The following is a 13,535-nucleotide window of genomic DNA, read 5'->3' as shown; positions in this document are numbered from 1 at the left end:
GAGCGTCCATCATGGCTCAGATGAATATGAAAGAAGCAATCCGCGACGCAATGCGCGTGGAATTGAAGAACGACCCGAGCGTGCTCGTGTTCGGGGAAGACGTGGGCAAGGTCGGCGGCGTATTCCGCGCCACCGAAGGCTTGCAGGCCGAATTCGGCGAGGAGCGCGTCTTCGATACGCCGCTCGCCGAATCCGCCATCGCCGGCCTCGCTGTCGGCATGGGCACTCAGGGCTTCCGCTCCGTAGCGGAAATTCAATTCGTCGGCTTCATCTATGAAGCGCTCGACCAGATGTTCGTGCAGGCGGCGCGCATGCGGTTCCGCTCGGGCGGACGCTACAACGCGCCGGTCGTGTTCCGCACGCCGTTCGGCGGCGGCGTCAAGGCGGCCGAGCTGCACACCGATTCGCTCGAAGGGCTGGCGCTGCAGACGCCGGGCATGAAGGTTGTCATTCCGTCCAATCCATACGACGCGAAAGGCCTGATGATCTCGGCGATTCGCGACAACGACCCGGTGTTCTTCATGGAGCATCTCAATCTGTACCATGCCTTCCGCGACGAGGTGCCGGAGGATGACTACACGGTGCCGATCGGCAAGGCGAAGGTCGTGCGCGAAGGCGCGGACGTGACGATCCTCGCCTACGGCATGATGGTGCATACGGCGCAGAAGGCCGCCGACGAAATTGAAAAAACGCGCGGTGTCAAGGCCGAGGTCATCGACCTGCGCACCCTGATGCCGCTGGATATCGATACGATCGTGGCATCGATTCAGAAGACGAACCGGGCGATTGTCGTGCAGGAAGCGCAAAAAACGTCCGGCGCGGCCGCTGAAATCATTGCCCAAATCAATGAAAAAGCGATCCTGCATCTGGAATCGCCCGTCCTGCGCGTCGCCGGTCCGGACACGGTGTACCCGTTCGCCAAGATCGAGGACGCCTGGCTGCCTACGCCGGCGCGCATCGTCGCGGCGCTGAACAAAGTACTGGACTTTTAAACTACACTTCTAAATAGACAGGAGGTTGACCAGATGGCAAAATTCGACTACCGCTTCCCTGAGCTCGGCGAAGGTTTGCATGAAGGCGAAATTGTCAAAATGCATATCAAGGCCGGCGATACGGTCACCGATGACGATATCATCATGGAAGTACAGAACGACAAGGCGATCGTGGAGGTCCCTTGCCCGGTGAACGGCAAGGTGCTGGAGGTCCTCGTCAAGGACGGCCAGGTCTGCACCGTCGGCGAGGTCGTCGCGGTCATCGACGCCGAGGGCGAAATTCCGGAGCAGCCGGACGCGCCGCATGAAGAAGAGGCGAAGGAAGAGGCCAAAGCCGACGAAAAGGCCGAATCGGGCGAGCAGCAGCCGGCAGCCGAATCCGGCGGCAAGGAGCAAGCGGACGGCAAGGCGGGCGGCCTCGTGCTGGCGACGCCGAGCGTGCGCCGCTATGCGCGTGAAAAAGGCGTCGAGCTGGCGGGTGTGAGCGGAACGGGCAAAAACGGCCGCGTCACGCGCGAGGACGTCGACGGCATCGCCAGCGGCGAGACGCCTTCCAAGGCCGAAGAGCCGGCAGCCGAAGCGAAATCGGACGCAGCTGCGCCGGCCAAGACGGTCGCTGCAGGCGACCGCGCCGAAGAGCGCGTGCCGTTCAAGGGCATTCGCAAGGCGATCGCAAGCGCGATGTCCAAGTCCGTCTATACGGCGCCGCATGTCACGCTGATGGACGAAGTCGAGGTGACGCAGCTCGTAGCGCTGCGCACGAAGTCCAAGCCGCTCGGCGAGCAGAAGGGCGTCAAGCTGACGTATCTGCCGTTTATCGTCAAGGCGCTCGTAGCGGGTCTGCGCGAATTCCCGATCCTCAATGCGACGCTGGACGAGGAGAAGCAAGAGATCGTCTACAAGAAGTACTACAACGTCGGCATCGCCGCCGATACGGACAACGGGCTGGTCGTGCCGGTCGTACAGGACGCCGACCGCAAGAGCATCTGGATGATCGGCGCCGAGATCAAGGATCTGGCGACGAAAGCGCGCGACGGCAAGCTGAGCGCCGCCGAGATGAAGGGCGGCACGATGACGATTACCAATATCGGCTCGGCAGGCGGCATGTTCTTCACCCCGGTCATCAACTTCCCCGAAGTCGCAATCCTCGGAACCGGACGCATCTCCGAGAAGGCGGTCGTCAAGGACGGCCAGGTCGTAGCGGCTCCGGTCATGGCGCTCTCGCTCAGCTTTGATCACCGTCTGATCGACGGTGCGACGGCACAGAATTTCATGAACTATATCAAACGGCTGCTCGCCGATCCCGAGCTGCTCGTGATGGAGGTGTAACATCATGGTCGTAGGAGATGCTTCTCTGGATATTGACACATTGGTGATTGGAGCGGGGCCCGGCGGATACGCCGCGGCCATCCGCGCCGCGCAGCTCGGCCAGAAGGTGCTGTGCGTGGACAAAGGCAACGTCGGCGGCGTCTGCCTGAACGTCGGCTGCATTCCTTCCAAGGCGCTCATCTCGGCTGCCCATCAATACGAATCCGTGTCGCACGGCGCGGACATCGGGATCGAGGCCGAAGGCGTGAAGCTTGATTTCGGCAAGGTGCAGAGCTTCAAGGACGGCGTCGTGAAGAAGCTGACCGGCGGCGTAGCCGCGCTGCTCAAGGCGAACAAGGTCGAATACTTCAACGGCGAAGTGATGTTCATCAGCGATACCGAGGCGCGGGTGTTCAACGATCAGGAGTCGCCGCGCTACCGCTTCAAAAATTGCATCATCGCCACCGGCTCGCGTCCGATCGAGCTCAAGCCGTTCCCGTACGGCGGACGCATCCTGTCCTCGACGGGCGCGCTGGCGCTGCAAGAGGTGCCGAAGAGCCTGGTCGTCATCGGCGGCGGCTACATCGGCATCGAGCTGGGCCAGATGTACGCCAAGTTCGGCGCCAAGGTGACGGTCATCGAAGGGCTGGATTCCATCCTGGCCGGCTTCGATCCGGAGCTGACCAAGCTCGTCGACAAAAAGCTGCGCGGCCAAGGCGTAGACATCGTCACCGGGGCGCAAGCGAAGAGCGCCGAGCAGACGGATGACGAGGTCACGATCACGTACAGTGTGGACGGCGAAGAGAAGCAAATCACCGCCGACTACCTGCTCGTCACGGTCGGTCGCAAGCCGAACACGGACGGCGATCTGGGGCTGGACCTGATCGATCTGAAGATGACCGACCGCGGCCTGATCGAGGTCGACGACCAATGCCGCACGAGCATTCCGAACATCTACGCGATCGGCGACATCGTGCCGGGGCCGGCGCTTGCCCACAAGGCGACCTACGAGGCGAAGGTAGCCGCCGAAGCGATCGCCGGCCAGCCAAGCAAGGTCGACTACAAGTGCATCCCGCTCGTCGTCTTCTCCGATCCGGAATGCGCGAGCGTGGGCTACAGCGAGCAGGAAGCGAAGGACAAGGGCCACAAGGTCACCGTCGGCCGCTTCCCGTTCAACATCAACGGCCGCGCGCTGTCGCTCAATGCGACCGACGGCTTCGTGAAGATCGTCTCCGACGCCGATTCCGGCCTCGTGCTCGGCGCGCAGATCGCCGGTCTCGAAGCGTCCAACATGATCGCCGAGCTGGGTCTCGCGATTGAGATGGGCGCGACCGTCGAGGATATCGCGTTGACGATCCATGCGCATCCGACGCTGGGCGAGATTCCGATGGAAGCGGCCGAAGTCGCGCTTGGCCATCCGATTCATACGTTTCTGAAGAAGTAATCGCACGCGTCTTTGATTGCACCAGTGGCCTGCCGCGTCCATCCGACCGGCAGGCCGCTTTCGTTAAACGTGTGAGGAGGCGAACCGATGAACCAGAATAAGGAAGCCAAAACGTGCGGGGCCTCCCGTTCGGTCATGACGCAGCTTATATTTCCTTCCGACACCAATCACCACGGGACGATGTTCGGCGGGAAGGTGATGGAGTATATCGACAAGATCGCCGCAATCGCCAGCATGCGTCATGCCCGAAAGCCGGTCGTCACCGCCTCCAGCGACAGCCTCGACTTCCTCGCGCCGATCAAGCTCGGCGAGGTGATCGAGCTGGAGGCGTATGTGACGTGGACACACCGCAGCTCGATGGAAGTGATCGTCAACGTGCATTCAGAGAATCTGTATACGGGTGAACGCCGATTGACGGCGACGGCTTTTCTCACGCTGGTCGCGCTCGGCGAGGACGGCAAGCCCGACACCGTCCCGTCCGTCATGCCACAGACGGAGACGGAGCGGCGCTGGCACGAGAGCGCGGCCGAGCGTCATGCGCTCCGGCTCAAGCGAAAACAGGAGCGACAAAATCCGTCGAAAATGGTATGATAGACAGATAAAGCGAGGTGGCTGACTGGTGAAGCAATACTTGGAGCTGCTGCGCGATGTGTTGGAGCACGGCGTGCAAAAGCAGGACCGCACGGGGACGGGAACATGCTCGGTATTCGGGCGCCAGCTGCGGTTTGATTTGAACGAGGGCTTTCCGCTTGTGACGACGAAGCGCATGCATGTCAAATCGGTCATACACGAGCTGCTGTGGTTTTTGAGCGGCGATACGAACGTGCGCTATTTGCAGGAGAACGGCGTCCGCATCTGGAACGAGTGGGCGGACGAGGATGGCGAGCTCGGGCCGGTCTACGGCTCGCAGTGGCGAGCCTGGCCGACGCCGGGGGGCGGGACTGTCGATCAGATCGCGCAGGTGGTGGAGAGCATTCGCCGCAATCCCGACTCGCGCCGTCATTTGGTCAGCGCATGGAATGTCGCCCAGATTGAAGACATGAAACTGCCGCCCTGCCATTTTGCGTTTCAATTTCATGTGGCCGAGGGCAGGCTGTCTTGCATGCTGACGATGCGTTCCTCGGACACATTCCTCGGGCTGCCGTTCAACATTGCCCAGTACGCGCTGCTCACGCATATGATTGCGCAGCAATGCGAGCTGGAGCCGGGAACATTCATTTATTCGGGCGGAGACGTCCACATTTATCGCAATCATGTGGAGCAGGTCAAGCTGCAGCTCGTCCGGGAGCCTTACCCGCTGCCGAAGCTGGTCATCAAGCGCAAGCCTGCTTCCATCTTCGATTACCGCTACGAGGATTTCGAATTCGAGAACTACCGGCACCATCCGACGATTAAGGCGGATGTGTCGGTGTGACGATCGCCATACGGGGAGTGTGATGCAGACGTGTCGATTACGATGATCGCCGCCATGGGCCGCAACCGCACGATCGGCAAGGACAACAAGCTGCCGTGGAAGCTGCCCGAGGACATGGCTTATTTCAAGCGTATGACGACGGGGCAAATCGTGGTGATGGGACGCAGTACGCTGGAGTCGTTCGGCGGAGCGCTCAAAAATCGCGAAGCGAACGTCGTCATTACCCGGAATCGCGATTATGCGTGCGACGGGTGCCGGGTTGTGTACTCCGCCGAAGAAGCGCTGGATCTTTACCCGGACCGGGATGTCATGATTATCGGGGGCGAGCAGATTTACCGTCTGTTCTTGCCGCATGCGGACAAGGTATTGCTGACGGAGATCGAGGCGGAGTTTGACGGGGACGCGTTTTTTCCCGAGCTGCCGCCGGATCAATGGGAGCTGCAGGAGAAGACGCCGGGCGAGACCAACGAAAAAAATCCGTACGCCTACGCCTTTTGCACCTACATCCGACCAAGATGAGGATAAGTACAAATTCGTGTACGGAAAATCCATTGGACGCAGATGCGCGCGAATGCTAGGATATTGTATGATAGATGAAAGAAATAGCGCGTGGGAAGTAATTATAGATAGGGGAGAGCGATAAATGTCTACACCTACGGGATTTATGGAATATAAACGCGAGCTGGCTGTCGATCGCGATCCGCTGGAGCGCCTCAAGGATTGGGAAGAATTCCACAAGGTGATGTCGGAGGAGCAGCTGCGCACGCAGGGCGCACGCTGCATGGATTGCGGCACGCCCTATTGTCATACCGGCATCGAGCTGGCGGGCTCGACGTCCGGTTGTCCGGTGAACAATCTCATACCCGAGTGGAACAATCTGATCTATCGCGGGCTGTGGCGGGAGGCGCTGGATCGTCTGCACAAGACGAACAACTTCCCCGAATTCACCGGACGGATCTGCCCGGCGCCATGCGAAGGTTCGTGCACCGTCGGTCTGATCGGCGAGCCGGTCACGATCAAGGCGATCGAGGAAGCGATCATCGAGAAAGGCTTCGAGGAAGGCTGGGTCGTGGCGCAGCCGCCCAAAGTCCGCACCGGCAAGCGAGTAGCGGTCGTCGGCTCCGGACCGGCCGGCCTGGCCGCAGCCGCCCAGCTGAACAAAGCGGGCCACCTCGTCACAGTGTACGAGCGTGCCGACCGGATCGGGGGACTGCTCGTCTATGGCATCCCGACGATGAAGCTGGAGAAGCATGTCGTGCAGCGCCGCGTCGATCTGCTGGCCGAAGAGGGCGTCGAATTCGTCGTCAACACCGAAATCGGCAAGGATATCTCGACGAAGCAACTCGTCGAGGACTACGATGCCGTCGTCCTGTGCGGCGGCGCGACGAAGCCACGCGAGCTGGAGATGGAGGGCCGCGAGCTCAAGGGCGTCCATCTGGCGATGGACTATCTGAACGGCACGATCAAGAGCTATCTCGAATCCAATCTCGAGGACGGCAACTACATCTCCGCCAAGGACAAGGACGTCATCGTCATCGGCGGCGGCGATACCGGCACCGACTGCGTCGCCACGGCGCTGCGGCACGGCTGCCGCTCGATTACGCAATTCGGTACGGTCGCCAAGGCGCCGCTGGAGCGCGATCCGATCAAAAATCCGTGGCCCGAATTCCCGAACGTCTATACACTGGACTATGCGCAGGAAGAAGCCAAGGCGCTGTTCGGCTCCGATCCGCGCGCATTCTCCGTCCTGACGAAAAAATTCGTCGGCGACGCGGAGGGCAACCTCAAGGAGTTGCATACGGTGCAGATCGAGCGCTATGTCGACGAGACGGGCCGCAAAATTTACAAAGAAATTCCGGGCACTGAAAAAGTGTGGAAGGCCGACCTGGTGCTGATTGCCGTCGGTTTTGAAGGACCGGAAAGCACAATGATCGATCAAATCGGGCTGGAGCAGGACCGTCGTTCCAATGTCAAAGCGTCGTACGGCCAGTACAAGACGAATGTCGATAAAGTATTTGCAGCCGGCGACATGCGGCGCGGCCAAAGCCTCGTCGTATGGGCCATCAACGAAGGGCGTGAAGCGGCGCGCGAGGTCGACAAGTATTTGATGGGCGCTTCGGTATTGCCTTGACCTTTTTCTGCCTCATCACCGCTCATAGACCGAAGCGAGCCGCCCGGCGCCATAGCCGAGATGGGCCGCTTCGGTCTTTTTGATATCAGGGTACAAGAAGGAGGACGTCCAAATGATTCAATATGGATCGGACCGCGTGACGGAGCTGCGATTCGAACAACTGACGGCGCGCGTAGAGCGGCGCGATGCCCAGTGGGTCGATGTGGAGGCGCGATTCCGCTCGGAAGCGGAGCGGCTGTATCCGGAGCTGGAACGTCTGAGTGCACTGATCATCTGCACGACAGGCGGTCAGATCGCCCAGATTGTGCCGCAGGACGGGGGCCTGGACTGCGAATATCAATTCACGGCCGGGGAAAAAGCGCAGCTGGAGGCCTACATCATGTCCACTGCGATGCAGGCTCGAATTGCAGAGGCGCAGTAGGCAGCGTCTTGTATGGATCAGATCCGGAGGGGGCAGCGATGACGATGGAAGGCACGCAAGTATTGGGCGCGCACGAACTGGACAAGCTGCGCAGCTACGTGGCTCGCAAGCATGCCGCCATGACCCGCGAGCAGCGCGCCCGGATCGTAGCCGATGCCATGCAACGCATGCTGCTCTGTCAACTGCCGGAGCTGGAGCCGAGCCTGCGCGGGCGACTGGCGGGCGAGCTCGTCCGCACCGTCGTGCTGGCGCAACGCCGACCTGTCCAGGCATCGGATATGTATGGCCTATGCTTGCGCCGCCTGGCGCTCGATGACGAACGCCAGGCGGCGGCGCTGCTGGCCTGGACGAGGGCGCGCGGCGTGGGCGCCGCGACGCTGCAGGCGCTGCGCGTCGACGCGGACGCCGCGCGCAAGAACGGACGAGTCGGCGATCCCCGCTTGTGGCGGGCGCCGGCGAACGAGCGTCCTCCCGAGCCGGACCGGCGCGCCGCCGACCTCGTCACGGCACCAGAGCTACACGCGGCAGAGAAGACGCCTGCTGCCGGCGAAGGCGGGAGCGCAGCTCCTGATCGGCAAGGCGCGCCTCGGACGCTTCGCTATCTCGCGAGCTGCGTCATTGTCGCAGGCTGCGCATTGCTCTATGGGGGAGACAAAGCGGCGCCACTCGAGGCGCCTGCCGGGGAACCGGTGCGACAGACCGTGTCCGCTGACGCCGCCGATCCGATCCGTCAGGCCAATGCGCTCCCGCCGGAGCTACGCTATTCGTCATTCGACGAACGTGCGCTGCGTGCGTATCTGGACGAGCGCGACGCGTTGCTGGCGGATTCCCCTTACTTCGAGGCGATCGTCGACGTGTCCGACCGTTACAATATTCATCCGCTGCTGATGTTCGCGATTGCCGGTCAGGAGCAGGGCTTCGTGCCACGCAGTCACGAGCAGGCGGAGGCGATAGCCAACAACCCGTTCAACGTCCATTACAGCTGGCAGGATTACAACACGTCGATCGCGGATTCGACCGAGATCGCCGCGCGGACCGTGCTGCGCTGGAGCGCCGACCGCCCCGAGGGCACGGACCCGATTGCCTGGATTAATCGCAAATACGCCGAAGACCCGAATTGGCATGTCGGGGTCAGCGCCATCCTGCAGACACTATTGGCCCGAGCCGCGCACGACGTGCCGCAGCAGGGCCCTGCGGAAGCCGCGGCAATCGCACAATGACCAAGCTGTAGAAGCGGAGGATGAACGTCATGAAAACATTGATCATCGCCGAGAAGCCGGACATGGGACGTACGATCGCAGCCGTGGTGGAGCCCGGAGCGCGGGGCAGCCGCGCCTATCTCGAGGGCGAACGCTACATCATCACGTGGGCCATCGGCCACCTGGTCGGCCTCGCCGAGCCTGATCGCTATGACGCTCGCTACAAAAAATGGCGTGCCGAGGATCTGCCGATCATCCCGGAGCGCTTCAAGCTATGGCCCAATCCGCGTACGAAGGAGCAGCTGAAAACGATCGGCGAGCTGGCCGGGCGCTGCGACCGTCTCGTCAATGCGTGCGACGCGGGGAGAGAGGGACAGCTCATCTTCCATCTGATCTGCCGGTACCTGAAGCTCAAGCAGCCTGCGGATCGTCTCTGGATCTCCGATCTGACGCCGGAGACGATCCGCCGCGGCTTCGATTCGCTGCGCAGCGATACCGCCTACGATCCGCTCACCCGGGCCGCACGGGCGCGTAGCGAAGCGGATTGGCTGATCGGCATGAATGCCTCGCGCGCGTTCACCATCAAGCATCGGGCGCTGCTCTCGGTCGGCCGGGTGCAGACGCCTGTGCTGGCGCTGCTCCATGAGCGGCATCGGGAGATCGAGGCCTTCCGATCGGAGACGTATTATGTCGTGCGGGCCAGATTCGAGCAGGCGGAGACGGACGGCTACGGCGGCACGTGGCAAGGGGACCGGCTGACCGACCCGGACAAGGCGCAGGCGATCGTGGACAAGGTGAAGGGCCAGTCGGGAGAGATCGTCTCGTACAAGGTTGCACCGTCGCGCGAATACCCGTATCGGCTCTACGATCTGACGCTGCTGCAGCGCGAGGCCAACGGCAAATACGGCTATTCCGCAAAAAAAACGCTCGACCTCGCGCAGCGCCTGTACGAAAAGCACAAGGTGATCAGCTACCCCCGCACGAATTCAAACTATGTCACCGAAGAAAATGTGCCGGACATGGCCAAGACGCTCCGCATGCTGCAGCATACGGACTATGCCGAGCTGGCAAATGGAGCCGATCCCGCGCGTGTGCACAAGGGCAACAAAGCGGTCTGCAACCCGGCCAAGGTCGAGGATCATCATGCGATCCTGCCGACGCCGAAAAAGCCGCCCGCGCTGCCGCCCGAAGAGCAAAAACTCTATGATATGATTGTCAGACGCTTCCTCGCGCATTATTATCCGCCGGCGCTGTACGACAATCACGAGGTGCTGACCGAGGTGGCGGGCGAACGCTTCAAAACAAAGGTCAAGCAGCAGCTCGATCCCGGCTGGAAGGTCGTCCAGAGCGGCATGGAAGCCGCGAAGCCGCAACGCAAGCCCAAGCCGGGCGAGACGGAGCCCGAGGAGACGGAGGAGGAGCTCGTGACGGCGCCCTTCCAGGTGCGCAAGGACGAGCCGGTCTCCTGCCGGGAGGCGGAGCTGCTGGAGAAAAAGACGCAGCCGCCGAAGCCGTATACCGAAGGCACGCTGCTCAAAGCGATGGAGACGGCTGGCAAAGCGATCGAGGACGACGAGCTGAAGGAAGCGATGAAGGATACCGGGCTCGGGACACCGGCGACGCGCGCCGCGACGATCGAGCGGCTCAAGCAGGTAGGCTATATCGAGCTGAGCGGCAAGCGGTTGGCGATTACCGCAAAGGGCAGCGCGGCGGTCACGCTCATCCGGGAGGCGGGCGTGGAGCTGCTCACTTCGCCCGAGATGACGGGACGGTGGGAGCAGCGGCTGCATCAGATTTCCAAGGGCGAGGCGTCCGACGAGCCGTTCATCGCGAAGGTCAAGCAGTTTGCGGCGTTTATTGTGGACAAGGCAGCGGCCCAGCGGCCGGCGGCTGCGGCGGTTTTTGGCGAATCGGAAGGCGCGCGTGCGGGGAAGGGCGGCAAGGGCAAAGCCCGCGCCTTGACCGGCGGCAAGCGTGCCGCCGGTGAAGCGACGCGAGCCGCCAGGGCGGGCGGCGACGCCAAGGTCGCAGCTCGCTCGGGCAAGTCGGGGATCCGGCCTGCGACTGCTGCGCCGCAGCGCTCCGACTCCGTTCGCCAGACGCTGGCGCCCTGCCCCCGTCCGGGCTGCGGCGGGCAGCTGATCGAGGGCAGGCGGGGCTTTGGCTGCACGCATTACAAGCAAGGCTGCGGCTTCGTCATCTGGAAAAATGCCGGTCCCAAGACGGTGTCGGCCACGATGGCCAAGGCACTCGCGCAAAAGGGCGAGACGAGCCGCCTCAGCTTCAAGCAGCCCGACGGCTCGTCGCAGAAGGGGAGGCTCGTGCTGCAAAGCCGCAACGACGGCAAGGTCGGCGTTCAACTGGAGCGCTGAGCGCCGCTGACATAGCCGGTGATCGCATCCGGCACCTCTGCGAGCTGTCGCAGCGTCAGAAAGGCGCCCCGGGGCTCGATTTCAATGTCGATCAGGTTGTAGATCCATTCGGCGTCTGTTTTCATATGAATGGCGTGAATGCCGGCGGTAAGCGCAGGGACGACATCGGTGCGGATCGAATTGCCGATCATCCACGTGTGGTCGCGGTCTTGCCCGCCGGCCGTCAAAATATGCTCGAGGGCGTCGACGTTTTTGTGCTGGCGTACGTAGATGCGCGATTCAAAGTAGCGCTCGAGCCCCAGCCTGGCAATTTTGCGATGCTGGATGAGCGGCTCGCCGCCGGTATAGAGATGCAGCTCATGTCCCGCGCGGGCAAGCGCGTCCAGCGTCTCGGCCATATGCGGGTACGGCTCGGCTTCGTGATCGTAGACGCTGCGTCCGAGCCTCCAGAGCCGGTCCTCCTCCCGAGCGGAGGTGCGCCGTCCCGTCAGCTCGGCATAGTGTCGATACGTCTCGATAAACGATTGCGGAAAGCGGTCGCTCTGAAAGCCGAGCGCGTGAATGCCCGCGATATCGAGCTCCATATGCTTGGCGCGCACTTCTTCTTCGTCGATCCGGTCGGCTCCGAACCAGACGAGCATATCCGCGACGAAGCGGTCGATCGTCAGATAAAAATATTTATTGCAATGAATCAGTGTATCGTCGAGATCGAAAAACAGGGTCTGTTTCATCTCTGTCATCCCCCCTTGCTACCAATCTAACCGAAAGCTCACATGGAGTCAAACGCTCCGTCAGTCGGACAAGCATGCGACGAAAGGCTTAATCTGAAACGATGCTGAATGGATGCTCGCGTCTTCGGTTAATATGCCCCTAACTTGCCAATTGGGAGGGTGTCACCGATGGGGAATACGCAGCACTACGCGGAATGTATCGAGGAATGCCTCAAATGCGCGCAAGCCTGCAACCAGTGCTATGACGCGTGTCTGAACGAAGAGGATGTGGCAATGATGCGCGATTGCATTCGCACTGATCGCGAATGCGCGGATCTCTGCTTCTTTGCGGCGCAAGCCATGTCGACCAACAGCGCTTATGCGGCGGACATCTGCCGGATCTGCGCCGAAGCGTGCGAGGCCTGCGGTCGTGAATGCGAGAAGCACGCGCATGCACATTGCAAACGATGCGCGGAAGCTTGCTTCCGCTGCGCGGAGGCGTGCCGCCGGATGGTCGCGCAAGCCGTATAAGGATCTTCACGAAATAACCAAAGACAGCTAATCCATCACGTAATCCATCACGCGGGCAAAGGGACTCACCTCAGCTAACGGTTGCCAGCGCGCTTATTTCGATCGATTTCAGGGGATTTCCAGGCTAGCGGTTGCCACAGCGCTTATTTGGTCACAATCGCGTCTTTTCGATGGATTTCAAGAAAATAAGACCTATGGCAACCGTTACAATTCAAGCGGCGCTTTTTTGGGCGCAATAGCCGCTGTGGCAACCGTTAGGTTCGTTGGCGGATGGTGAAGGGATAATGACGGTTTCAATCGCACCAAGTTATTCTGTAATGGACACTAAGGCGGGCAAACCGTATAGGTCGCGCATGCGACTTGTTCCGTTGCCGTTTGAACCCGATGCGAAAAAAAGGGGCTTCGACGGCAGCACAGGTATTTGACATATGACAGCAAGGGCTGTCCGGCGACATCGTGGATGTCGAGCCGGACAGCCCTTTTTCGTTTTAAGTGCGTGGCAGACAAGATGGATGCGGCGGGATTGTGCTTTACGTATCTTTAATTGGCCTGCCGCAGTCGCTTGGCCACGAGGTCGTTTTTTATAAATGCAATGCGCTTGCGTACATAGAAATCGCGACTCTCGCCCTTGAGATCGCGCGGCGCAACCACCAGGCCGGTGCGATTGTCGATAATCGTTAATTTTCCGTCGGCATAAAATTTAAACGTTAAATCTCTCCAAGGTCGGTAGTTCTCGATAAACCGAAAATTTTCGCAGCTGCTCATGATGATCCGCCTCCTTTGAGGAACATTTGTTCTTATTTGGATTATACCAAACAATTGTTCGCATGAAAAGGTTTTTTTTTGAAATTCGCCCAGCCGCAAAGACGGCTTGCTCGTTTCGCCTTGAAATCATAGAATGCATAAAGCTGATCCTATGCATATCTAGATTTCTCGGAATGAAACTTCACGCGCCGCAAAGACGGCTTGCTCGTTTCGCCTTGAAATCATAGAATGCATAAAGCTGATCCTAT

Annotated in this window: 13 protein-coding genes; 11 read left to right on the top strand and 2 right to left on the bottom strand. The window is 60.7% G+C overall.

Annotated elements, in window-relative coordinates; genetic code table 11:
* Positions 1 to 11 precede the first annotated feature (11 nt).
* The 10 genes from IDH44_RS22350 (at position 12) to IDH44_RS22305 (ending at position 11,281) form a co-directional block, all read left to right on the top strand.
* Positions 12 to 992, top strand: coding sequence for an alpha-ketoacid dehydrogenase subunit beta (locus IDH44_RS22350; protein ID WP_190921050.1), 981 nt, complete (start codon positions 12 to 14; stop codon positions 990 to 992).
* 33 nt (positions 993 to 1,025) lie between these two features.
* Entirely contained in the window at positions 1,026 to 2,321 is a 1,296-nt protein-coding gene (locus IDH44_RS22345; RefSeq protein WP_190921049.1) for a dihydrolipoamide acetyltransferase family protein, read from the top strand.
* A gap of 4 nt (positions 2,322 to 2,325) precedes the next feature.
* On the top strand, positions 2,326 to 3,744 hold the full coding sequence (lpdA, locus tag IDH44_RS22340; RefSeq protein WP_190921048.1) for a dihydrolipoyl dehydrogenase: 1,419 nt from the start codon (positions 2,326 to 2,328) through the stop codon (positions 3,742 to 3,744).
* 87 nt (positions 3,745 to 3,831) lie between these two features.
* A complete protein-coding gene (locus IDH44_RS22335; RefSeq protein WP_190921047.1) occupies positions 3,832 to 4,335 on the top strand; it encodes an acyl-CoA thioesterase in 504 nt (167 codons plus the stop codon).
* Between the two features lie 28 nt (positions 4,336 to 4,363).
* On the top strand, positions 4,364 to 5,158 hold the full coding sequence (locus tag IDH44_RS22330; protein WP_190921046.1) for a thymidylate synthase: 795 nt from the start codon (positions 4,364 to 4,366) through the stop codon (positions 5,156 to 5,158).
* Between the two features lie 30 nt (positions 5,159 to 5,188).
* Positions 5,189 to 5,677: a dihydrofolate reductase gene (locus IDH44_RS22325; protein ID WP_190921045.1), complete on the top strand. Its 489-nt coding sequence runs from the start codon at positions 5,189 to 5,191 to the stop codon at positions 5,675 to 5,677.
* Positions 5,678 to 5,801: 124 nt separating this feature from the next.
* Positions 5,802 to 7,289, top strand: a complete 1,488-nt coding sequence (locus IDH44_RS22320) for a glutamate synthase subunit beta (RefSeq protein WP_190921044.1) — start codon at positions 5,802 to 5,804, stop codon at positions 7,287 to 7,289.
* A gap of 112 nt (positions 7,290 to 7,401) precedes the next feature.
* Complete coding sequence (locus IDH44_RS22315; RefSeq protein ID WP_190921043.1) at positions 7,402 to 7,710, top strand: hypothetical protein; 309 nt, start codon at positions 7,402 to 7,404, stop codon at positions 7,708 to 7,710.
* A gap of 38 nt (positions 7,711 to 7,748) precedes the next feature.
* Positions 7,749 to 8,930: a flagellar basal body L-ring protein FlgH gene (locus tag IDH44_RS22310; RefSeq protein ID WP_190921042.1), complete on the top strand. Its 1,182-nt coding sequence runs from the start codon at positions 7,749 to 7,751 to the stop codon at positions 8,928 to 8,930.
* Between the two features lie 29 nt (positions 8,931 to 8,959).
* Positions 8,960 to 11,281, top strand: coding sequence for a type IA DNA topoisomerase (locus tag IDH44_RS22305; RefSeq protein WP_190921041.1), 2,322 nt, complete (start codon positions 8,960 to 8,962; stop codon positions 11,279 to 11,281).
* Here the strand turns inward: IDH44_RS22305 and IDH44_RS22300 are convergent.
* On the bottom strand, positions 11,266 to 12,021 hold the full coding sequence (locus IDH44_RS22300; protein ID WP_397326829.1) for an HAD family hydrolase: 756 nt from the start codon (positions 12,019 to 12,021) through the stop codon (positions 11,266 to 11,268). The genes IDH44_RS22305 and IDH44_RS22300 overlap by 16 nt on opposite strands.
* A 159-nt stretch (positions 12,022 to 12,180) precedes the next feature.
* On the opposite strand from IDH44_RS22300, the gene IDH44_RS22295 reads away from it, so the two are divergent.
* Entirely contained in the window at positions 12,181 to 12,522 is a 342-nt protein-coding gene (locus tag IDH44_RS22295; protein WP_190921039.1) for a four-helix bundle copper-binding protein, read from the top strand.
* Positions 12,523 to 13,062: 540 nt separating this feature from the next.
* Here IDH44_RS22295 and IDH44_RS22290 read toward each other — a convergent pair.
* Positions 13,063 to 13,287 (bottom strand): hypothetical protein, encoded by a 225-nt coding sequence (locus IDH44_RS22290; RefSeq protein ID WP_190921038.1) that lies wholly within the window; start codon positions 13,285 to 13,287, stop codon positions 13,063 to 13,065.
* Between the last annotated feature and the right edge of the window lie 248 nt (positions 13,288 to 13,535).

Origin of the sequence: Paenibacillus sabuli (genome assembly GCF_014705605.1) — a bacterium.
GTDB classification, from domain to species: domain Bacteria; phylum Bacillota; class Bacilli; order Paenibacillales; family Paenibacillaceae; genus Paenibacillus_D; species Paenibacillus_D sabuli.
This window is presented reverse-complemented; position numbering and strand designations above follow the sequence as displayed.

What these genes read in the sequence shown, in the direction of transcription:
- IDH44_RS22335 (WP_190921047.1), top strand. Translation starts at nt 3,832, where the DNA reads ATGAACCAGAATAAGGAAGCCAAAACGTGCGGGGCCTCCCGTTCGGTC.
- IDH44_RS22350 (WP_190921050.1), top strand. Translation starts at nt 12, where the DNA reads ATGGCTCAGATGAATATGAAAGAAGCAATCCGCGACGCAATGCGCGTG.
- IDH44_RS22310 (WP_190921042.1), top strand. Translation starts at nt 7,749, where the DNA reads ATGACGATGGAAGGCACGCAAGTATTGGGCGCGCACGAACTGGACAAG.
- lpdA (WP_190921048.1), top strand. Translation starts at nt 2,326, where the DNA reads ATGGTCGTAGGAGATGCTTCTCTGGATATTGACACATTGGTGATTGGA.
- IDH44_RS22345 (WP_190921049.1), top strand. Translation starts at nt 1,026, where the DNA reads ATGGCAAAATTCGACTACCGCTTCCCTGAGCTCGGCGAAGGTTTGCAT.
- IDH44_RS22295 (WP_190921039.1), top strand. Translation starts at nt 12,181, where the DNA reads ATGGGGAATACGCAGCACTACGCGGAATGTATCGAGGAATGCCTCAAA.
- IDH44_RS22290 (WP_190921038.1), bottom strand. Translation starts at nt 13,287, where the DNA reads ATGAGCAGCTGCGAAAATTTTCGGTTTATCGAGAACTACCGACCTTGG.
- IDH44_RS22320 (WP_190921044.1), top strand. Translation starts at nt 5,802, where the DNA reads ATGTCTACACCTACGGGATTTATGGAATATAAACGCGAGCTGGCTGTC.
- IDH44_RS22305 (WP_190921041.1), top strand. Translation starts at nt 8,960, where the DNA reads ATGAAAACATTGATCATCGCCGAGAAGCCGGACATGGGACGTACGATC.
- IDH44_RS22300 (WP_397326829.1), bottom strand. Translation starts at nt 12,021, where the DNA reads ATGACAGAGATGAAACAGACCCTGTTTTTCGATCTCGACGATACACTG.
- IDH44_RS22315 (WP_190921043.1), top strand. Translation starts at nt 7,402, where the DNA reads ATGATTCAATATGGATCGGACCGCGTGACGGAGCTGCGATTCGAACAA.